The organism is Bradyrhizobium sp. CFUWI (genome assembly GCF_056429085.1).
The window spans coordinates 169,412-186,662 of the sequence record NZ_JBWJZE010000009.1; the positions used below are offsets into that span (position 1 = coordinate 169,412).

Below are 17,251 nucleotides of genomic sequence, written 5' to 3' on the forward strand. Positions count from 1 at the left end.
GGCTTAACGGCCCGTTGTTTTGCCGATTCGTGCTATCTATGTAGGCATGCACCCGGGGCGCCGCAACGGAAGGCTCCCGCACCATTCAGCAGGGGATTTGGAACAAGGCATGAGCGAGTTCGACAAGCGCCAGGAAGGCTTCGAGAAGAAATACGCCCTCGACGAGGAGCAGAAGTTCAGGGCGGAGGCCCGCCGCAACCGGCTGCTCGGGCTGTGGGCGGCTGAAAAGCTCGGCATGTCCGGCGATGCCGCCACGGCCTATGCCAAGGAAGTGGTCGCGTCCGACTTCGAGGAGGCCGGCGATGCCGACGTCGTGCGCAAGCTGGCGGCCGATTTCGCCGCCAAGAACGTCGCCGTCACCGAGCAGGCGATTCGCGCCAAGATGAGCGAGCTGCTGGCGGTCGCGGCCGCCGAGGTGAAGGCGGGGAAATAAGCGCCCGCGCATCCCCCCACACACACCGTCATTCCGGGGCGGCTCGCAGAGCCGAACCCGGAATCTCGAGATTCCGGATCGCCGCTGACGCGGCGTCCGGAATGACCCCAAACCTCACTCTTCCTTGAAACCGTACTCCGGCACATTGCCGCTGGCGCCGTAATATTTGTACGGCAGGAACTTGCCGCTCATGGTGATCTTGACGCGGTCGCCCTTCGGGTTGGCGACGCGCTCGATCCCCATGTCGAAGTCGATCGCGGACATGATGCCGTCGCCGAACTCCTCCTCGATCAGCGCCTTCCAGGCCGGGCCGTTCACCATCACCATCTCGTAAAAGCGGTAGATCAGCGGATCGGTCGGCGGCATCGGCGTGCCGGTGCCGCGCATCGGTACCTCGTTGAGCATCGCGACTTCCGCCTTCGACAGGCCGAACAGCTCGCCGGCATTGGCGGCCTGAGGCTTGGTCAATTTCATCTGGCCGAGGATCGCGCCCGTGATCAGCACCTCGGAATAGCCGCCGATCTTGTCGCAGATGTACTTCCAGCTCCAGCCCTTCTCGCGCTTGATGTCGAGCAGCTTCTCGGTGAGGTCTTCGCGTTTCATGTCTGGGTCTCCTCTTCAGGCAGTGAGTCCGGGACTGGGCCCGGGTATCCAGGTCTGTCTTTGCTCCTCGCCGTTCGAGGCGATCGTCAGCCCGGGCTTGCCGATGTGCACCACCGGCACGTTGCGCGGATCGTGACCGGGTGTCTCGGCCGTGAAGGTCTTGCTGCGCGTCACCAGGAAATCGATGATGTGGTTGCGCAGCGCGTAGTAGAGCGGATGGCGGTGCAGATCGGTGCGGCCGCGATCCCGCGGCAGCGGGTTCTGGACCACCTCGGCGAGCACCGCGCCGGGCCCATTGGTCATCAGGAAGATCTTGTCGGCGAGATAGATCGCCTCGTCGACGTCGTGGGTGATCATGAACGCGGTCTGCCCGGTCTCCAGGCAAATGCGCCGGACCTCGTCCTGCAGCGTGCCGCGCGTCAACGCGTCCAGCGCCGAGAACGGCTCGTCCATCAGCATCATCTTCGGCGTGATCGACAGCGCCCGCGCGATGCCGACACGCTGCTTCATGCCACCCGACAGTTCCGAGGGCCGCTTGTGCTCGGAGCCGGTGAGACCGACGAGATCGATGAAGCTCTGCGCGTGCGCCTTGACCTTGGCACGGTCCCAGCTCCGCCATTTCGAGCTGACGGCGTAGGCGACGTTGCCGAGCACGGTGCGCCAGGGCAGCAGCGCATGGCTTTGGAAAATCACGGCGCGGTCGAGGCTGGTGCCGGAGATCGCCTGGCCGTCGACGATGACCGCGCCCTCGCTCGGCGCATCGAGGCCGGCGAGGATGTTGAGCACCGTGGTCTTGCCGCAGCCGGAATGGCCGATCACGCAAGCGAACTCGCCGCGCGCCATCGACAGCCACAGATTTTCGAACACGGTGGTCGTGGCGCCGCCTGCGCCGGGATAGCGCTTGGCGATCGCTTCGATGGAGATGAACTTGTCGGACACCACGCCTACTCCGGAAACGTGACCATGCGCGTGAAGCGCGCCAGGATCTGGTCGAGCAGCATGCCGACGATCCCGATCAGCAGGATCGCGATGATGACGTTGGTGATCGAGAGGTTATTCCACTCGTTCCAGACGAAATACCCGATGCCGGTGCCGCCGACGAGCATCTCGGCGGCGACGATCACGAGCCAGGCGATACCGATCGAGATGCGCATGCCGGTCAGGATCGTCGGCGCGGCTGCGGGCAGGATCACGGTGAAGGCGCGCCTGACGGTGCCGACCTCGAGCGTGCGCGCGACGTTGATCCATTCCTTGCGCACGCTGGCGACGCCGAACACGGTGTTGAGCAGCATCGGCCAGATCGAGCAGATGAAGATGACGAAGATCGCGGAGATCGAGGAATCCTTGATGGTGTAGAGCGCGAGCGGCATCCAGGCCAGCGGCGAGATCGGCTTCAGCACCTGGATGAAGGGATCGAGCGCCTTGCTGAGCAGCGGCGACATACCGATCAGGAAACCGAGCGGGATCGCGACCAGCACGGCCAGCAGATAGCCGGTGCCGACGCGCGCGATGGAATAAGCGAGCTGGATGCCGAGGCCCTTGTCGTTCGGTCCGTTGTCGTAGAACGGCCGCTTCAGATGCTCCCACAGCTTGGCGCCGACATCGAGCGGCCCGGGCATGGCGGACTTGCCTTGCGTCGCGGTCAGACCCATCAGCTTGGCATATTCGGGGCTCATCGTCGCCGCGGTTCCGGTCGAGCGCGTGGCGAGATGCCAGATCCCGAGAAACGCGGCGAGCAGCGCGATCGAGACGAGGCCCGCGCGGAGACGGAGGGACGATGTGGTCATCTCCCTCTCCCCGCTTGCGGGGAGAGGGTTGGGGTGAGGGGGGCTCTCCGCGAAGGAGGTGAGAATTGGACTCGCGGAGAGCCCCCCTCACCCGATCGCTTCGCGATCGACCTCTCCCCGCAAGCGGGGCGAGGTGAAGAAAGAACGACACAGCTTCTCACGACGCCTTCCTGATCTTGAAGCTCGCCACGTAATCCTCCGGCTTGGCCGGATCGAAAGTCTTGCCCATCACCGCGAACGATTTGTAGGCGCTCGCCGGTGGCGACAGGCCCATCTCGGTCATCAGCTTCTTGGTATCGGTTGCCAGATACACCTGCTCGGCCACGGCCTTGTAGTCGACGTCGCCCTTGATCTGGCCCCAGCGCTTCATCTGCGTCAGCATCCAGACCGCAAAGGACTGCCAGGGGAACGGATCGAAATCGACGCGCTTGGCGTCGGTCTTCACCCCGCCGAGGCCGTCGGCATAGGTGCCGGTCAGGACCTGCTCCAGCACCGTGACCGGCGCGTTGATGTAATTGGCCGGCGCGATCGCTTCCGCGATCTGCTTGCGGTTCTCCGCCTTGGAGGCGTAGGCCGTGGCATCGACGATGGCCCGCGTCAGCGCCGCAAAGCTGTTCGGCGCACTCGTGATGAACTCGCGGCTGGCGGCAAAGCTGCAGCAAGGGTGGCCGTCCCAGATCTCCTTCGACAACAGGTGCATGAAGCCGACGCCGTCATAGATCGCGCGCTGGCAGATGTTGTCGGGCGCCAGGAAACCGTCGATGTTGTCGGCGCGCAAATTCGCCACCATCTCCGGCGGCGGCACCGAGCGCAGCTGCACGTCGGTATCGGGGTCGAGACCGTGTTCGGCGAGATAATAGCGCAAGAGGTAATTGTGCATGGAATAGTCGAAGGGGATGGCGAACTTCATGCCCTTCCAGTCCTTCGGATCGCGCTTGTCCTTGTGCTTGGTCGCGAGCACGATGCCCTGCCCGTTGATGTTCTCGATCGCAGGCACCGCGAACGGAATGGCGTTGGCACCCAGACCGAGCGAGATCGCGATCGGCATCGGCGCCAGCATGTGGGCGGCGTCGTATTCCTTGTTGATGGTCTTGTCGCGGATCACGGCCCAGCCGGCGGTCTTGACCACCTCGACGTTGAGACCGTGCTTGGAATAGAAGCCCATCGGCGCCGCCATGATGATGGGCGTGGCGCAGGTGATCGGGATGAAGCCGACCTTGAGATCCTTCTTCTCGGGGGCGCCTCCTTGCGCAAACACCTCGGTCGCCGTCTTGAGCGGGAAGAACTGCGACAGTGCCGCGAGCGCAGTCGATGCACCGACCGATTTCAGGAAAGCACGCCGCGCCACGTCCTGGGGAAACATCGCGCGCATCACGGCGGAGGCGACCACGCCCTCGTAGCGCTTTTCCTCGCTCTCCACCGGCTCGCAGCGTAGCGCTGCCGCCTGCTCGTGCTCTGCAGCAGAACGATGCTGGCCGCAGGCGCAGCCGGCTCGAAGGTTGCGATCGGGATCAAACGGATTGTCGAACGTGGACATCGGCCCTCCTGCGCGTCGTTGCAGGTGTAATTACGCAAGGAGCATGCCACGGCCATCACAGCGGCCAGTGCCTTGAGGACGCAGCATTTTCAGTCACGCTTGGCCGCTACGAAAACTCGTGATAAACGAGATTTCGTAGTTCAATTACGAGATTTCGCAATGGCAACGACGCCAATGCCGGCCCATGACGATACCGCCGAGGCCCTCGACCCGCGCGTGGCGGCCTTCGAATCCTCGGTCGAGGCCACGCTTCTGGTCGATCCCTATGATGACCTTATCGTTGACGCCAATCCGGCTGCCTGCACCCTGCTCGGTTATGACCGCGTCCTGTTGCGACAGACCAAAGCCAGCGCCCTGCACGCCGGCCAGCTTCCTGCACTCACCGTGTTCACCCAGGCCGTGCTGCACAAGCGCGCCTACTGGACCACGGCGCTGACGCCGCGTCACGCCACGGGCCAGGAGCTCCGCCTCGAATATTCAGGTTGCCTCGTCAGCCATGGCGACCGCACGCTCGTGCTGCTCACCCTGACCGATCTCGAAACGCGCCGCCGCCGCAATGTCGATGCCGCGGCCGAAGACCACATGCGCGGCGGGATCGCCACCTGGCAGCGGGTCGAGCGGGTGTTCCAGGACATCGAGCGCGAGAACCAGCTGATCCTGCGCGCCGCCGGCGAAGGCATCTACGGCGTGAACGCGGAAGGCAAGACCACCTTCGTGAACCCGGCGGCCGAGCGGATGCTGGGCTGGACCGCCGAGGAGCTGGTCGGCAAGGAAATCCACCCGATCGTGCATCATACCCATCACGACGGCCGGCACTATCACAACCATGACTGCCCGATCTACGCGGCGTTCCGCGACGGCGCCGTGCATCAGGTCGACGGCGAGGTGTTTTGGCGCAAGGACGGCTCGCCGGCCTGGGTCGAATACACCTCGACCCCGATCCGCGATCGCGGCGTCGTGGTCGGCGCCGTCGTCGTGTTTCGCGATGTCAGCCAGCGGCGCGAGTCCGACGAGAAGCTGCACGCAGCCCTTGCGGAGGTCGATCGCCTGCGAGAGCGGCTCGAGCTGGAAAATGCCTATCTCCAGGAGGAAATCCGCATCGAGACCAATCCCCGCGGCATCATCGGTGGAAGCGAGGCGATCCAGAAGACGCTGCGCCAGGTCAAGCTGGTGGCGCCGACCACCGCGGCGGTGATGATCACCGGCGAGTCCGGCACCGGCAAGGAGCTGATCGCGCGCGCCATCCACGAGGCTTCGGGCCGCAGCGACCGGCCGCTGATCCGGGTCAATTGCGCCGCGATCCCGCGCGAATTGTTCGAGAGCGAGTTCTTCGGCCATGTCCGCGGCGCCTTCACCGGCGCGACGCGCGATCGCATCGGCCGGTTCGAGCTCGCCGACGGCGGCACGCTGTTCCTCGACGAGGTCGGCGAGATCCCGCTCGAATTGCAGGGCAAGCTGCTGCGCGTGCTGCAGGAGGGCCATTTCGAGCGTGTCGGCCAGGAGCGCACGCGCGCCGTCGACGTCCGCGTCATCGCCGCGACCAACCGGGACCTCAAACAGGAGGTGCAGCGCGGCCGCTTCCGCGAGGACCTCTATTTCCGCCTCAACGTGTTCCCGATCGAGACGGTGCCGTTGCGCGAACGGCGCGAGGACATTCCCCTGCTCGCCCAGCATTTCCTGACGCGCGAGAGCAAGGCATTGAAGTCCAACCTGCGCCTGTCGGAAGGCGATGCACGCCGCCTGATGCGCTACGACTGGCCCGGCAACGTCCGCGAATTGCAGAACGTGATCGAGCGCGCCGCGATCCTGTCGCAGAACGGCCGCTTGCGAATCGATCTGCCGGACTCCTCCGGCGCGCAGCCTCGGACCGGCGCGGCACGCCAGACGACCGATGCGCGCCCCGCGATCATGACCTCGTCCGAAATGCGCGATCACGAACGCGCCAACATCCTGGCCGCGCTCGATGCCTGCGCCGGCAAAGTGTTCGGCCCCGGCGGGGCGGCGGAGATGCTGGATATCAAACCGACGACGCTGGCCTCGCGGATCAAGGCGCTTGGGATCGCGCCTCGTCCGCCGCATGCGGCCCATCCTTCGAGACGCCCGCCTTAGGCGGGCGCCTCAGGATGAGGACAGAGTGCGCGGCAACGGAAGCAACAGACACCGATGCCACTTAGCCTCTTCCCGAGGAGACCGCGAAGCGGTCGTCTCGAAGGACGAGGCGCGCGCTCAGGCCGCCTTGGTCGTGACGCCGGATGCAATCGGCAAGCCCTGCTCGATCGGCAGCGACGGATCGCGTGACCATTCGTTCCAGGAGCCGAAATACATCCGTACGTCCTTCACGCCCGCGTTCTTCAGCGCCAGGAACGTGTTCGAGGCACGCGCCCCCTTGAAGCAGTAGAGATAGACCGGTGTCGCCGGCGTGATGCCGACGGTGGCACATTCCGCCAGGATCTCGTCCTTGGACTTGAAGCGCGGGCCTTCGGCAGTCGGCTTCATCATGCGGTACCATTCCAGCCACACCGCACCGGGGATGCGGCCTTTGCGCGGGCAGAAATCCTTGCCGTACGGAGACGAGCTGTCGCCGATCCATTCGTCGACGTCGCGCACGTCGAGGATGGCGATGCCGGGCTTGCCGACTGCGGCGAGCATGGTCTTGGCGTCGATCAGGATCTCGCCGGCCTCCGGCACGATCGCGAACGAGGCCTTCGCCGGCGCCGGCACATCCTTCGTCACCGGTAGACCCGCGGCGGCCCACGCGTCGAAGCCGCCGTGCAGCACCTTCACCTTGGGATAGCCGAGCATGGTGAGCAGATAATAGCCGCGGCAGGACTGGCCGAAGCCGGAATTCATCGACTGCTCGTAGACCACGGCCGTCTCCTTGCCGGAGAGGCCGGCGGCACCGAAGGCGTCGGCGAACTTGGTCTTCAGCTCGCTGATGCCCTCGGGCGTCGAGGTCGCAAGAAAGGTGAAAATCTCATGCACGTTCACGGCACCCGGCAGGTGCCCGGCGGCATAGGCGTCGGGATTGCGGGTGTCGATCACGACACACGGCTCCGTCTTCAAGAGATCGGCAAGTTCGCTGGCAGAGATCAGAACGTCCGTCATTGGCAGCCTCTCCGTTGAGGTTAAGTGGTCTTCTGGGGTGGACTCGTGAAGCTCAGGAATCAGCGAGCATCTTGCGCAGCTGCTTGGTGGCCGGCGTGACGATCGCGACGAAATAGGCCTCGCGCAGGCGCCGCTGCGCGCGGTGGCTCTTCAAATAGCCGCGCGCGCCACAATGCAGCATCGCCGCATGCGCCGCCGCGACGCTGGCTTCGCCGGCGCGCAAGCGCAGCGCGATCACCTTGCGCCAGTAGGTCTCCTCCTCGTTGTAAGGATCGCGAGCCAGCGCCATGGTCTCGGCCTCGATCTCGGCGGCGAGATCGCCGAAATGCACCGGCTGCTGCGGCAGAAAACGGTTGATATGGCCGAGGGGACCATCAACCTCGCCCATGATGTTGATGCAGTCCTTGATGAGGCCGAGCGCCATGCCGGCCTGCAGCAGGATGAAGCCGGCGCGGATCTTCTTGACGAAGGGCCCGGCGGGATCGGCGAGAATCAGCTCGTCCGGCACGAAGACGTCGCGGAACTGAACGCCATAGGTGCCGGTGCCATCCATGGCGAGGAACGGCTTGCACGGCGTCAGCGTGATCGCAGGATCCGAGCAGTCGGCCAGGAACATCACGGTGCCGGGCTCGCCGCTTGCGATGCCGGGCTCGCCGTTTGCGGTGCCCTGATCGTCCTCACGCTCGAAGATGGTGCCGAAATAATGGTCCGGGCCGAGATTGGAGACCCAGGGCAGCGCACCGCGCACGATATAGCCGCCCTCGACCTTGCGCCCCTTCAGCTTGAGCTTCTCGATGCCGAAGAAGCTTTTCATCGGGTTGGAGAGCCCGGTGCCGCCGAGGACGCGGCCGGTCGAGAAGGCATCGCCGAAGCGTTTCGCCAATTTCATATTGGTCGAGTTGGCGGCGTACCAGACCAGCGTGTTCTGGCACCAGGCCATGAAGGCGGTCGCCCCGCAGACCTCGCCGATCGCCGCCATCGCCTGGATGGCGCAGCGCAGATCGGCAGGACCTTCGTGGGGCACGTGACTGCCCCAGGCGCCGACCTCGCCGAACTTCCGCAGCACCTCGACCGGATAGACCGAACCGTCGTCGATGCCGGCGGCGAGCGGGGCGAGCTGCTCCCGCGCGATCCGCGCCACCTCGCCTGCAATGGACGGTGCGGGCTGATCCAGAACGTCGACCCGCGATAAAGCCAGTGAACCCATGATCGTCTCCCGCACCTTGTCCTGATTGCCGCCTGCTAGATGCCGACCTCGAGATTGACCGGCCGGGTGAAGGTGTTGGCGACCGGCGACCATTTCTTCACATGGGCGACCAGGGCGTTGATCTCGTCCTGCGCGATGCCCTCGCATTCCATGTCGACCTTGACGCGCACGTCGGTGAAGCCGACCGGCTTGTCCGAGGTGTCGCCGGTGCCCCAGACCGCGGTGATGTTGAGGTCGCCTTCGAGTTCGAGCTCGAGCTTGTTTACGATCCAGCCGCGGTGCACGGCGTTGGCGTGCAGGCCGACGGCAAGGCAGGAGCCGAGCGCGGCAAGCGAGGCTTCCGATGGATTGGGCGCGGTGTCGTCGCCGAGCAGGCCCGGCGGCTCGTCGACGATGTAGGGCGGCAGGTTGCGGATGTAGTTGGCGTGGCGGAATTTTCCTTCGGCGACCGTCTTGCATTTCAAGGTCTTGACGACCTTCGGGTTGGCCTTGCCGCTCGCAATCAGTTGCTCGAGGCCATTCTTGTCGATGGGCGCAAGGCACCCCGTCAGCACTGTCTTTTGAACGACGGCAGTCATCATCTTCTCCCTGGCAGAAGTGGAAATCGGCAGGATACCGAACGGTCTGTTTCCTTGCATAGGCCGTGCCAAAGGCGGCCGAAAACGAAATGCGAAGCATTGGAGCCGCTTAGCGACGACTGCCTGCGGATTGATCAGCCCCCTCCTGCTCAAAGCCGGAGCAGATGACTGAGCGGATGCGAATCTTTTCAGCGCTGAACAGATGCGGCTTGCTGATGCGATGCAGCTGCGATTAAGTTGCAGCCCATGGCAAAGACGTCATCGAAGAAGAACGCGAACTCGCCCCACGCCGGCGCAGGCGACGACGAATCCGCGCGTGGGCGCCTGCTCAGTGCCGCGACGCATCTGTTCTGCAAGAACGGCATCAACGCCACCGGCATCGATGCGATCATCGAAGAAGCCGGCACCGCGAAGACCACGCTCTACAAATTGTTCGGCTCCAAGACCAATCTCGTCAACGCGGTGCTGGAGAGCGAAGGCAAGCAGTGGCGCGAATGGTTCATCGCCGCCATGGAAGAAGGCGGCGGCGACGCGCAGGCCAAGCTCACGCGCATCTTCCCGGCGCTGAAGAGCTGGTTCGCGGAGGAGCGCTTCTACGGCTGCCCCTTCATCAACGCGGTCGGCGAGCACGACAAGGACGCCAAGCAGTTCCGCAACATCGCGCTGAAGCACAAGAAGATCGTGCTCGGCCACATCGAGAAGCTCGCCGGCGAGCTCGGCTCGAGCGAGCCCGCCGTGCTCGCCCATCAGCTCGGCCTCCTGATCGATGGCGCGATCGTCGCGGCGATGATCTCGCGCGATCCGGGCGTGGCCGACACGGCGGCGCTCACGGCAGGCCCGCTGCTTGGCCAGTCCAAGGCGAAGAAGAAGCGCGCGGCGGATCAGCTGGAGGCGGTGTGATCGCCCCCCATGTAGCCCGCATGAAGCGCAGCGGGATACAGGAGTCCGATTGGGCTCCACTCGCTCACGGGCTACCAAGATTTTGTAGGATGGGCAAAGGCGCATAGCGCCGTGCCCACCATTCCTCCGTGACGGATAGAGATCGTGGGCACGCTCCGCTTTGCCCACCCACCGAAACCTTCGCGCGACGAAACCTACGCGCTCTCCGCCATCATCCCCGCAAGCCGCACCAGCTCCGCCTCGAGATCCCGCTCCACATCGGCCGCCCTGATCTCCAGCACGCGATAGTCCCGTGCCTCCAGCCACGTCCGCCGTCCCGCTCGGTCGGCCGCGATCGCCTCGCCCTCGCCCGGGTTGACCAGCTCGATCGCGATCCGGTGCGGGAAGGAGACGAAGTCCGGGATGTGGCGGCCGACCGGGGTCTGGCGCTTGAACCCGCCTGCGAAGCGGCGGTCGCGGGTCAGCGCCTGCCAGAGCAGGCGTTCGGCGTCGGTCGGATTGCGCCGGAGCAGGCGGGCAAGGCCGCGCACGGTCGAGGCGCTGTCGGAGACGCCGCCGCCCTGCCCGTGCTCGGCGAGAAGCGCGCGCAGTCGCGTCGCCTGCGCGCCGTCGAGCACGCCGCCCTTGGCCGGGCCCTTGCGCCCCTCCGCGATCGCCATCACCACCCCATGCAGGGTGTGCATGTCCTGCTTGGTCGGCTCCATCCGGGCGAAGATGTTGCGCAGGTTCACCAGCATGGTGTCGCGCTTCTCGGCCGGACGCAAAAACTCCACCTTGTCGAGTTCGCGCACGAGGTTGTCGAAGAAGGCCTGCATCTGGTGCTGCGAGGCGCGCTCGGAGCGCTCCGGCATGGCGTGCGGCAGCTCGCCCGACGTTATCCGCTTGAACCATTCATAGCCGACCAGCAGCACGGCCTGGGCGAGGTTGAGCGAGGCAAAGCCCGGATTGACCGGGAAGGTGATGATACGGTTGGAGAGTCCGACCTCCTCGTTGGTCAGCCCCCAGCGCTCGCGGCCGAACAGGATACCGGCCTTGCCTCCCGTGGCGATGTGCCCGGATATTTCGGCGGCTGCCGCTTCCGGCCCGACCACGGGCTTGGCCTGGTCGTGGGGGCGCGCGGTGGTGGCGAACAGCAGATCGAGGTCGGCGACCGCCTCTTCCACCGTGCCGAACAATTCGACCTTCTCCAGAATGTGGTCCGCGCCGGCGGCGGCGCGCTGGGCGGCGATATTGGGCCAGCCGTCCCTGGGGTTGACGATGCGCAGGCGGCTCAGGGCAAAATTGCCCATGGCGCGCGCGGCCATGCCGATGTTTTCGCCGAGCTGCGGCTCGACCAGGATCACGATGGGACCGTCGAGGGAAAGTCCCGCCTTGCTCTTGTCAGTCCCCGACATCTCGCTTCGCTTTCACTCTTGGTCTCAAGGCCTTGGCAAGGCGCTCTCAGGAATTGATTCAAGCCGGCCTTTCAGGCTCGCGTCGGGCCGGCCGGGTTGTCCGCCTGTCGTTTGCCTGTCCTGACAAAATTCTCAAGGGAAATAACGGGTTGGATTCGACTTTTGAATCTCGCCTGAAACCTCACCCCTGCCCGTCCGGCGCGGCCCGGCGCGCTCCCCATCTGTGGGGGCCGGATCGGCTAAAAGTGCATAATCCCTTGGCTTTCGCCCGTCGCGGTCCGGTGCTAAGAGGCGGCGGATATTCACGTTGGCGCCGACGGCGCCGTTCCCAAGAGGGCTTCCCCGATCATGGCAAAAATCAAGGTATCCAATCCCGTCGTCGAGCTCGATGGCGACGAGATGACCCGGATCATCTGGCAGTACATCAAGGACAAGCTGATCAACCCGTTCCTGGATGTCGAACTGCTCTATTTCGACCTGGGCATGGAGCACCGCGACCACACCAACGATCAAGTCACGATCGACGCGGCCGAGGCCATCAAGAAGGTCGGCGTCGGCGTCAAGTGCGCCACCATCACCCCCGATGAAGCCCGGGTGAAGGAGTTCAACCTCAAGCAGATGTGGAAGTCGCCGAACGGCACCATCCGCAACATCCTCGGCGGCGTGATCTTCCGCGAGCCGATCATCTGCAAGAACGTGCCGCGCCTGGTTCCCGGCTGGACCAAGCCGATCATCATCGGCCGCCACGCCTATGGCGACCAGTACCGCGCCACCGACTTCAAGTTCCCGGGCAAGGGCACGCTGTCGATGAAGTTCGTCGGCGAGGACGGCACCGTGATCGAGAAGGAAGTGTTCAAGGCGCCCGGCGCCGGCGTCGCCATGGAGATGTACAATCTCGACGATTCCATCATCGACTTCGCCCGCGCCTCGCTGAACTACGGCCTGCTGCGCAACTACCCGGTCTATCTCTCGACCAAGAACACGATTCTGAAGGTCTATGACGGCCGCTTCAAGGACATCTTCCAGGACATCTACGACCGCGAGTTCAAGAAGGAATTCGAGGCGAAGGGCCTGACCTACGAGCACCGCCTGATCGACGACATGGTGGCCTCGGCGCTGAAATGGTCCGGCGGCTATGTCTGGGCCTGCAAGAACTACGACGGCGACGTGCAGTCCGACACGGTCGCGCAGGGCTACGGCTCGCTCGGTCTGATGACCTCGGTGCTGCTCACCCCCGACGGCAAGACCGTTGAGGCCGAAGCTGCCCACGGCACGGTGACCCGGCACTACCGCGAGCACCAGAAGGGCAAGGAGACCTCGACCAACTCCATCGCCTCGATCTTCGCCTGGACGCGCGGCCTCGCCCACCGCGCCAAGCTCGACAACAATGCCGAACTCGCCAAGTTCGCCAACACGCTGGAGAAGGTCTGCGTCGACACCGTCGAGGCCGGCTACATGACCAAGGACCTCGCGCTCCTGGTCGGCGCCGACCAGCGCTGGCTCTCGACCACCGGCTTCCTCGACAAGGTCGCCGAGAACCTGACGAAAGAGCTGGCGTAAGCCGCCAGCAACTCCGCCCGTCCGGGCCGGAATCACCACGGGCCGCGCCTCAAAGCGCGGCCCGTTTGCTGTTCAGGCCACTCAGCGGTCCGTGTCTTCCTGCTCCGCCTGCGCCAGCTCCGCCAGCGCGAGATCGCCGGTGTCGGCGAGCCTGGCCTTGGCGGTGGTGTGGACGTGGTCGGCGAGCGTCGGCATGCGCGCGATCAGCGCGTGGAAATCCTGGGCGTCGAGCACCAGCAGGCGCGTCTTGCGCGTCGCCGTCACCGTGCCGCTGCGCTTGGTCTTGTGCAATAGCGCGATCTCGCCGAAGAAAGTGCCGTCGCTGAGCCGCACATGCTGGCTCGGCAGCGCGATCTCGACCTCGCCGGCGGTGATGAAATACATCGACGACGCCGCGTCGCCCCGCCGCACCAGGACCTCGCCCTGCTCGACGGTGCGCGCGCGGAGCAGCCGCATGATGTCGGCGATCTCCGCGGCCGACAGATGCGAGAACAGCGGCACCCGCGCCAGCATGCCCCAGGTGACGACGAAGTCGCGCCGCTTCACCTCCTCGGCGAAGGCGGTGGAGATGATCGCGACCGGCAGCGCGATCATGGCGAAGCCGCTGATGATGGCGAAGGTGGAGACGAACTTGCCGAGCGGCGTCACCGGCACGACGTCGCCATAGCCGACGGTGCCGAGCGTCACGATCGCCCACCACATCGCCTGCGGGATGGTGCCGAGCTTGTCCGGCTGCACGTCGCGCTCGATGGCGTAGAGCAGCGAGGCGAAGGTCAAGACCGCGCCGATCAGGATCACGATGCAGCCGATCAGCGCCCGCCGCTCGGCATGCACGGCGGCGAGCAGCGAGCGCATCGCCGGCGAATAGCGGACCAGCTTGAAAAACGGCAGCACGCCGAGCGCCGCCAGCGTCGCGTGCCGGCCGGTGGCCAGAGCGATGGCCGCGGGCAGGAACGCCATGAGGTCGATGATGCCGAGCGCCGAGAAGGCATAGCCAAGCCGGTCGGACAGCGCGGACCCCTTGCGCTGGGTATGGCCGGCCACGGTCCACATCCGCGCGACATATTCCAGCGCGAACACGATCACGGACAGGATGGTGATGGCTTCGAACAGCGTGCCGAACCGCGCGTCCAGCTCCGGCACCGAGGCGAGGACCATCGCGATCACATTGAGCACGATGACGCCGATGATGATCTGGATGAAGCGCGACCCGGCCGAATAGGCCAGCGGGTCGTGCTCCAGCAATTCGTAGAGGCGATCCCTCATGTTGGGATCGCCAAGCCCACGTCCTCGCGGAACGGGGCTCATGGCTTCACGCGCCTGCCATCGCTTTTTCGATGGCCGCCAGCGCCTCGGTCGCCCTCGCCCCGTCGGGGCCGCCGGCCTGCGCCATGTCGGGCCGGCCGCCGCCGCCCTTGCCGCCGAGTGCCTCGGAGGCGACGCGCACCAGGTTGACGGCGTTGAAGCGCGCGGTGAGGTCGGGCGTGACGCCGACCACCACACCGGCCTTGCCGTCCTCGGTGACGCCGACGATCGCGACGACGCCGGAGCCGATCTGCTTCTTGCCGTCGTCGGCAAGGCTCTTGAGATCCTTCATCTCGATGCCCTCGACCGCGCGGGCCATCAGCTTGACGTCGCCGACCTCGCGCACGCCCGAAGCCGCGCCATTGCTGCCGATGGATGCACCGCCGCCCATCGCCAGCTTCTTGCGCGCATCCGACAGCTCGCGCTCGAGCTTCTTGCGCTCCTCCATCAGCGCGGCGATGCGCGCCGGCACGTCGTCGAGGGAGGTGCGCAGCTCGTTCGCCGCGCTCTTCGCCAGCGCCATGGTGTCGTTGGCATGCCTGCGCGCATAATTGCCGGTCAGCGCCTCGATGCGGCGCACGCCGGACGCCACCGCGCTCTCGCTCGTCAGCGTGATCAGGCCGATGTCGCCGGTGCGCTTGACATGGGTGCCGCCGCAGAGCTCGACCGACCAGCCGAGCGCGTTGGCGCCGCGCTCGCGCGCCGTCCTGCCCATCGAGACGACGCGGACCTCGTCGCCGTATTTCTCGCCGAACAGGGCGCGGGCCCCCGCCTCGCGGGCCTCGTCGACGCCCATCACGCGCGTGGTGACCTCGTCGTTCTCCAGCACCACCTCGTTGGCGATGTCCTCGACACGGGCGAGCTCCTCCGCCGTGATCGGCTTCGGATGCACGAAGTCGAAGCGCAGGCGGTCCGGCGCAACCATCGAGCCGCGCTGGGCGATGTGGTCGCCGAGCACCTGGCGCAACGCCTCGTGAATGAGATGCGTCGCCGAGTGATGCGCGCGGATCGAGGAGCGGCGGGAATGATCGACCTCGAGCTGCAGCGCGGTGCCGAGCTTCACTTCGCCCTGCTCGACCTTGCCGATATGGACGAAGAAATCGCCGAGCTTCTTCTGCGTGTCGGTGACGCGGAACTTGATGCCGCCCTCGCCCGTCAGCACGCCGGTGTCGCCGACCTGGCCGCCTGACTCCGCGTAGAACGGCGTCTGGTTCAGCACGATCGCGCCGGTCTCGCCGGCCTTCAGGCTGGTGACCTCGGCGCCGTCCTTGACCAGCGCCGACACCACGCCCTCGGCGCTCTCGGTCTCGTAACCCAGGAATTCGGTGGCCCCGAGCTTCTCGCGCAGCGGGAACCAGATCGCCTCGGAAGCCGCCTCGCCCGAGCCCTTCCAGGACTCGCGCGCCTTGGCCTTCTGGCGCTCCATCGCATCGGTGAACGCGGCCTGGTCGACGCCGATGCCGCGCGACTTCAGCGCGTCCTGCGTCAGGTCGAGCGGGAAGCCGTAGGTGTCGTAGAGCGTGAAGGCGACATCGCCGTCGAACATGTCGCCCTTCTTCAGGCTCGCGCTCTTCTCATCCAGAATGGCGAGGCCGCGCGAAAGCGTCTTGCGGAAGCGGGTTTCTTCCAGCCGCAGCGTTTCCTCGATCAGATTCTCCGCGCGCATCAGGTCGGGATAGGCCTGGCCCATCTCACGCACCAGCGCCCAGACCAGCCGATGCATCAGCGGCTCTTTCGCACCCAGCAGCTGCGCATGGCGCATCGCACGGCGCATGATCCGGCGCAGCACGTAGCCGCGGCCCTCGTTCGAGGGCAGCACGCCGTCCGCGACCAGGAAGGCCGAGGAGCGCAGATGGTCGGCGATGACGCGGAACGAGGCGACATTCTGCTCGGTCGGCCCGCTGCCGAGCGCGGACGAGGTCGCGTCGACCAGATGGCGGAACAGGTCGGTCTCGAACACGCTCTCGACGCCCTGCAGAATGCAGGCCATGCGCTCCAGGCCCATGCCGGTGTCGATCGAGGGACGCGGCAAGCCGACCCGCTCCTCCTTCGTCACCTGCTCGTATTGCATGAACACGAGGTTCCAGAATTCGAGGAAGCGGTCGCCGTCTTCCTCCGGAGAACCGGGAGGCCCGCCCCAGATGTGCTCGCCGCGGTCGATGAAGATCTCCGAGCACGGGCCGCACGGGCCGGTGTCGCCCATCGCCCAGAAATTGTCCGAGGTCGGAATGCGGATGATGCGGTCGTCGGAGAAACCGGCGATCTTCTTCCACAGGCCCGCCGCCTCGTCGTCGGTGTGGTAGACGGTGACGAGCAGCTTGTCCTTCTTGAGCCCGAACTCCTTGGTGATCAGCTTCCAGGCGAGCTCGATCGCCCGCTCCTTGAAGTAGTCGCCGAACGAGAAGTTGCCGAGCATCTCGAAGAAGGTGAGATGGCGCGCGGTGTAGCCGACATTGTCGAGGTCGTTGTGCTTGCCGCCGGCGCGCACGCATTTCTGCGAGGTCGTGGCGCGCTGGTAAGGCCGCTTCTCGACGCCGGTGAAGACGTTCTTGAACTGCACCATGCCGGCATTGGTGAACATCAACGTCGGATCGTTGCGCGGCACGAGTGGCGAGGAGGCCACGATCTCGTGGCCGTTCTCGGCAAAGAAGTTCAGAAAGGTCGACCTGATCTCGTTGACGCCGCTCATGTTCATCCAATCGGGTGTGCTTGGACCCGCTTCTCGCCATCCAAACCGTAACGTTAAGGCTGATATCTGCGGGCCAAAGCGCTTTTAGACAAGGCCAGCTTTCCTGTCCAGAAACTGTGCAAGCAGATCAGAGGGTTGCCGCATCCGCTCAAT

14 protein-coding genes are annotated in these 17,251 nt (G+C 65.4%); 4 read left to right on the plus strand and 10 right to left on the minus strand.

Annotated features, from left to right (window positions below; translation table 11 throughout):
• Nucleotides 1–109: 109 nt before the first annotated feature.
• The gene (locus AC066S_RS20985) at nt 110–433 is read left to right on the plus strand and encodes a DUF1476 domain-containing protein (protein WP_126260855.1); all 324 of its coding nucleotides are present in this window, start codon (nt 110–112) and stop codon (nt 431–433) included.
• A gap of 114 nt (nt 434–547) precedes the next feature.
• Here the strand turns inward: AC066S_RS20985 and cynS are convergent, their stop codons facing one another.
• From cynS to AC066S_RS21005, 4 genes are all read right to left on the minus strand, one after another.
• Nucleotides 548–1,036 (minus strand): cyanase, encoded by a 489-nt coding sequence (cynS, locus tag AC066S_RS20990; RefSeq protein WP_135169167.1) that lies wholly within the window; start codon nt 1,034–1,036, stop codon nt 548–550.
• 15 nt (nt 1,037–1,051) lie between these two features.
• Nucleotides 1,052–1,975: an ABC transporter ATP-binding protein gene (locus AC066S_RS20995; RefSeq protein ID WP_126260854.1), complete on the minus strand. Its 924-nt coding sequence runs from the start codon at nt 1,973–1,975 to the stop codon at nt 1,052–1,054.
• A 5-nt stretch (nt 1,976–1,980) separates the two neighbouring features.
• A complete protein-coding gene (ntrB, locus tag AC066S_RS21000) occupies nt 1,981–2,823 on the minus strand; it encodes a nitrate ABC transporter permease (protein WP_126260853.1) in 843 nt (280 codons plus the stop codon).
• Between the two features lie 157 nt (nt 2,824–2,980).
• Nucleotides 2,981–4,360 carry a CmpA/NrtA family ABC transporter substrate-binding protein gene (locus tag AC066S_RS21005; protein WP_126260852.1) on the minus strand — a complete coding sequence of 460 codons (1,380 nt, stop codon included), beginning with the start codon at nt 4,358–4,360 and terminating at the stop codon, nt 2,981–2,983.
• A gap of 159 nt (nt 4,361–4,519) precedes the next feature.
• Here AC066S_RS21005 and AC066S_RS21010 point away from each other — a divergent pair, with 159 nt between their 5' ends.
• Nucleotides 4,520–6,469, plus strand: coding sequence for a sigma 54-interacting transcriptional regulator (locus AC066S_RS21010; RefSeq protein WP_478270504.1), 1,950 nt, complete (start codon nt 4,520–4,522; stop codon nt 6,467–6,469).
• A gap of 117 nt (nt 6,470–6,586) precedes the next feature.
• Here AC066S_RS21010 and AC066S_RS21015 read toward each other — a convergent pair whose 3' ends face one another.
• Genes AC066S_RS21015 through AC066S_RS21025 form a run of 3 tightly spaced genes read right to left on the minus strand, consistent with a single transcriptional unit; the run spans nt 6,587 to nt 9,250 of the window.
• Nucleotides 6,587–7,465 (minus strand): sulfurtransferase, encoded by an 879-nt coding sequence (locus AC066S_RS21015; protein ID WP_478270505.1) that lies wholly within the window; start codon nt 7,463–7,465, stop codon nt 6,587–6,589.
• 52 nt (nt 7,466–7,517) lie between these two features.
• Nucleotides 7,518–8,672 carry an acyl-CoA dehydrogenase family protein gene (locus AC066S_RS21020; protein ID WP_478270506.1) on the minus strand — a complete coding sequence of 385 codons (1,155 nt, stop codon included), beginning with the start codon at nt 8,670–8,672 and terminating at the stop codon, nt 7,518–7,520.
• Nucleotides 8,673–8,707: 35 nt separating this feature from the next.
• Complete coding sequence (locus tag AC066S_RS21025) at nt 8,708–9,250, minus strand: OsmC family protein (RefSeq protein ID WP_126260848.1); 543 nt, start codon at nt 9,248–9,250, stop codon at nt 8,708–8,710.
• 246 nt (nt 9,251–9,496) lie between these two features.
• On the opposite strand from AC066S_RS21025, the gene AC066S_RS21030 reads away from it, so the two are divergent.
• Nucleotides 9,497–10,150, plus strand: a complete 654-nt coding sequence (locus AC066S_RS21030) for a TetR/AcrR family transcriptional regulator (RefSeq protein WP_478270507.1) — start codon at nt 9,497–9,499, stop codon at nt 10,148–10,150.
• Between the two features lie 194 nt (nt 10,151–10,344).
• Here the strand turns inward: AC066S_RS21030 and AC066S_RS21035 are convergent, their stop codons facing one another.
• The gene (locus AC066S_RS21035) at nt 10,345–11,544 is read right to left on the minus strand and encodes a TrmJ/YjtD family RNA methyltransferase (protein ID WP_478270508.1); all 1,200 of its coding nucleotides are present in this window, start codon (nt 11,542–11,544) and stop codon (nt 10,345–10,347) included.
• Nucleotides 11,545–11,892: 348 nt separating this feature from the next.
• Between AC066S_RS21035 and AC066S_RS21040 the strand changes: the two genes are divergently transcribed.
• Nucleotides 11,893–13,104 carry an NADP-dependent isocitrate dehydrogenase gene (locus AC066S_RS21040; RefSeq protein WP_126260843.1) on the plus strand — a complete coding sequence of 404 codons (1,212 nt, stop codon included), beginning with the start codon at nt 11,893–11,895 and terminating at the stop codon, nt 13,102–13,104.
• Nucleotides 13,105–13,185: 81 nt separating this feature from the next.
• Here the strand turns inward: AC066S_RS21040 and AC066S_RS21045 are convergent, their stop codons facing one another.
• Together AC066S_RS21045 and alaS are read right to left on the minus strand one after the other, a co-directional pair.
• A complete protein-coding gene (locus tag AC066S_RS21045) occupies nt 13,186–14,412 on the minus strand; it encodes a cyclic nucleotide-gated ion channel (protein WP_135169161.1) in 1,227 nt (408 codons plus the stop codon).
• Nucleotides 14,413–14,416: 4 nt separating this feature from the next.
• Nucleotides 14,417–17,098: an alanine--tRNA ligase gene (gene alaS / locus AC066S_RS21050; RefSeq protein WP_478270509.1), complete on the minus strand. Its 2,682-nt coding sequence runs from the start codon at nt 17,096–17,098 to the stop codon at nt 14,417–14,419.
• Nucleotides 17,099–17,251: the final 153 nt, after the last annotated feature.

Excerpts from the sequence above, each read along its gene's own strand:
- AC066S_RS21040 (WP_126260843.1), top strand. The coding sequence starts at position 11,893 with ATGGCAAAAATCAAGGTATCCAATCCCGTCGTCGAGCTCGATGGCGAC.
- alaS (WP_478270509.1), bottom strand. The coding sequence starts at position 17,098 with ATGAGCGGCGTCAACGAGATCAGGTCGACCTTTCTGAACTTCTTTGCC.
- AC066S_RS21035 (WP_478270508.1), bottom strand. The coding sequence starts at position 11,544 with ATGTCGGGGACTGACAAGAGCAAGGCGGGACTTTCCCTCGACGGTCCC.
- cynS (WP_135169167.1), bottom strand. The coding sequence starts at position 1,036 with ATGAAACGCGAAGACCTCACCGAGAAGCTGCTCGACATCAAGCGCGAG.
- AC066S_RS21015 (WP_478270505.1), bottom strand. The coding sequence starts at position 7,465 with ATGACGGACGTTCTGATCTCTGCCAGCGAACTTGCCGATCTCTTGAAG.
- AC066S_RS21010 (WP_478270504.1), top strand. The coding sequence starts at position 4,520 with ATGGCAACGACGCCAATGCCGGCCCATGACGATACCGCCGAGGCCCTC.
- AC066S_RS21045 (WP_135169161.1), bottom strand. The coding sequence starts at position 14,412 with ATGAGCCCCGTTCCGCGAGGACGTGGGCTTGGCGATCCCAACATGAGG.
- AC066S_RS21020 (WP_478270506.1), bottom strand. The coding sequence starts at position 8,672 with ATGGGTTCACTGGCTTTATCGCGGGTCGACGTTCTGGATCAGCCCGCA.
- AC066S_RS20985 (WP_126260855.1), top strand. The coding sequence starts at position 110 with ATGAGCGAGTTCGACAAGCGCCAGGAAGGCTTCGAGAAGAAATACGCC.
- AC066S_RS21030 (WP_478270507.1), top strand. The coding sequence starts at position 9,497 with ATGGCAAAGACGTCATCGAAGAAGAACGCGAACTCGCCCCACGCCGGC.
- AC066S_RS21025 (WP_126260848.1), bottom strand. The coding sequence starts at position 9,250 with ATGACTGCCGTCGTTCAAAAGACAGTGCTGACGGGGTGCCTTGCGCCC.
- ntrB (WP_126260853.1), bottom strand. The coding sequence starts at position 2,823 with ATGACCACATCGTCCCTCCGTCTCCGCGCGGGCCTCGTCTCGATCGCG.
- AC066S_RS21005 (WP_126260852.1), bottom strand. The coding sequence starts at position 4,360 with ATGTCCACGTTCGACAATCCGTTTGATCCCGATCGCAACCTTCGAGCC.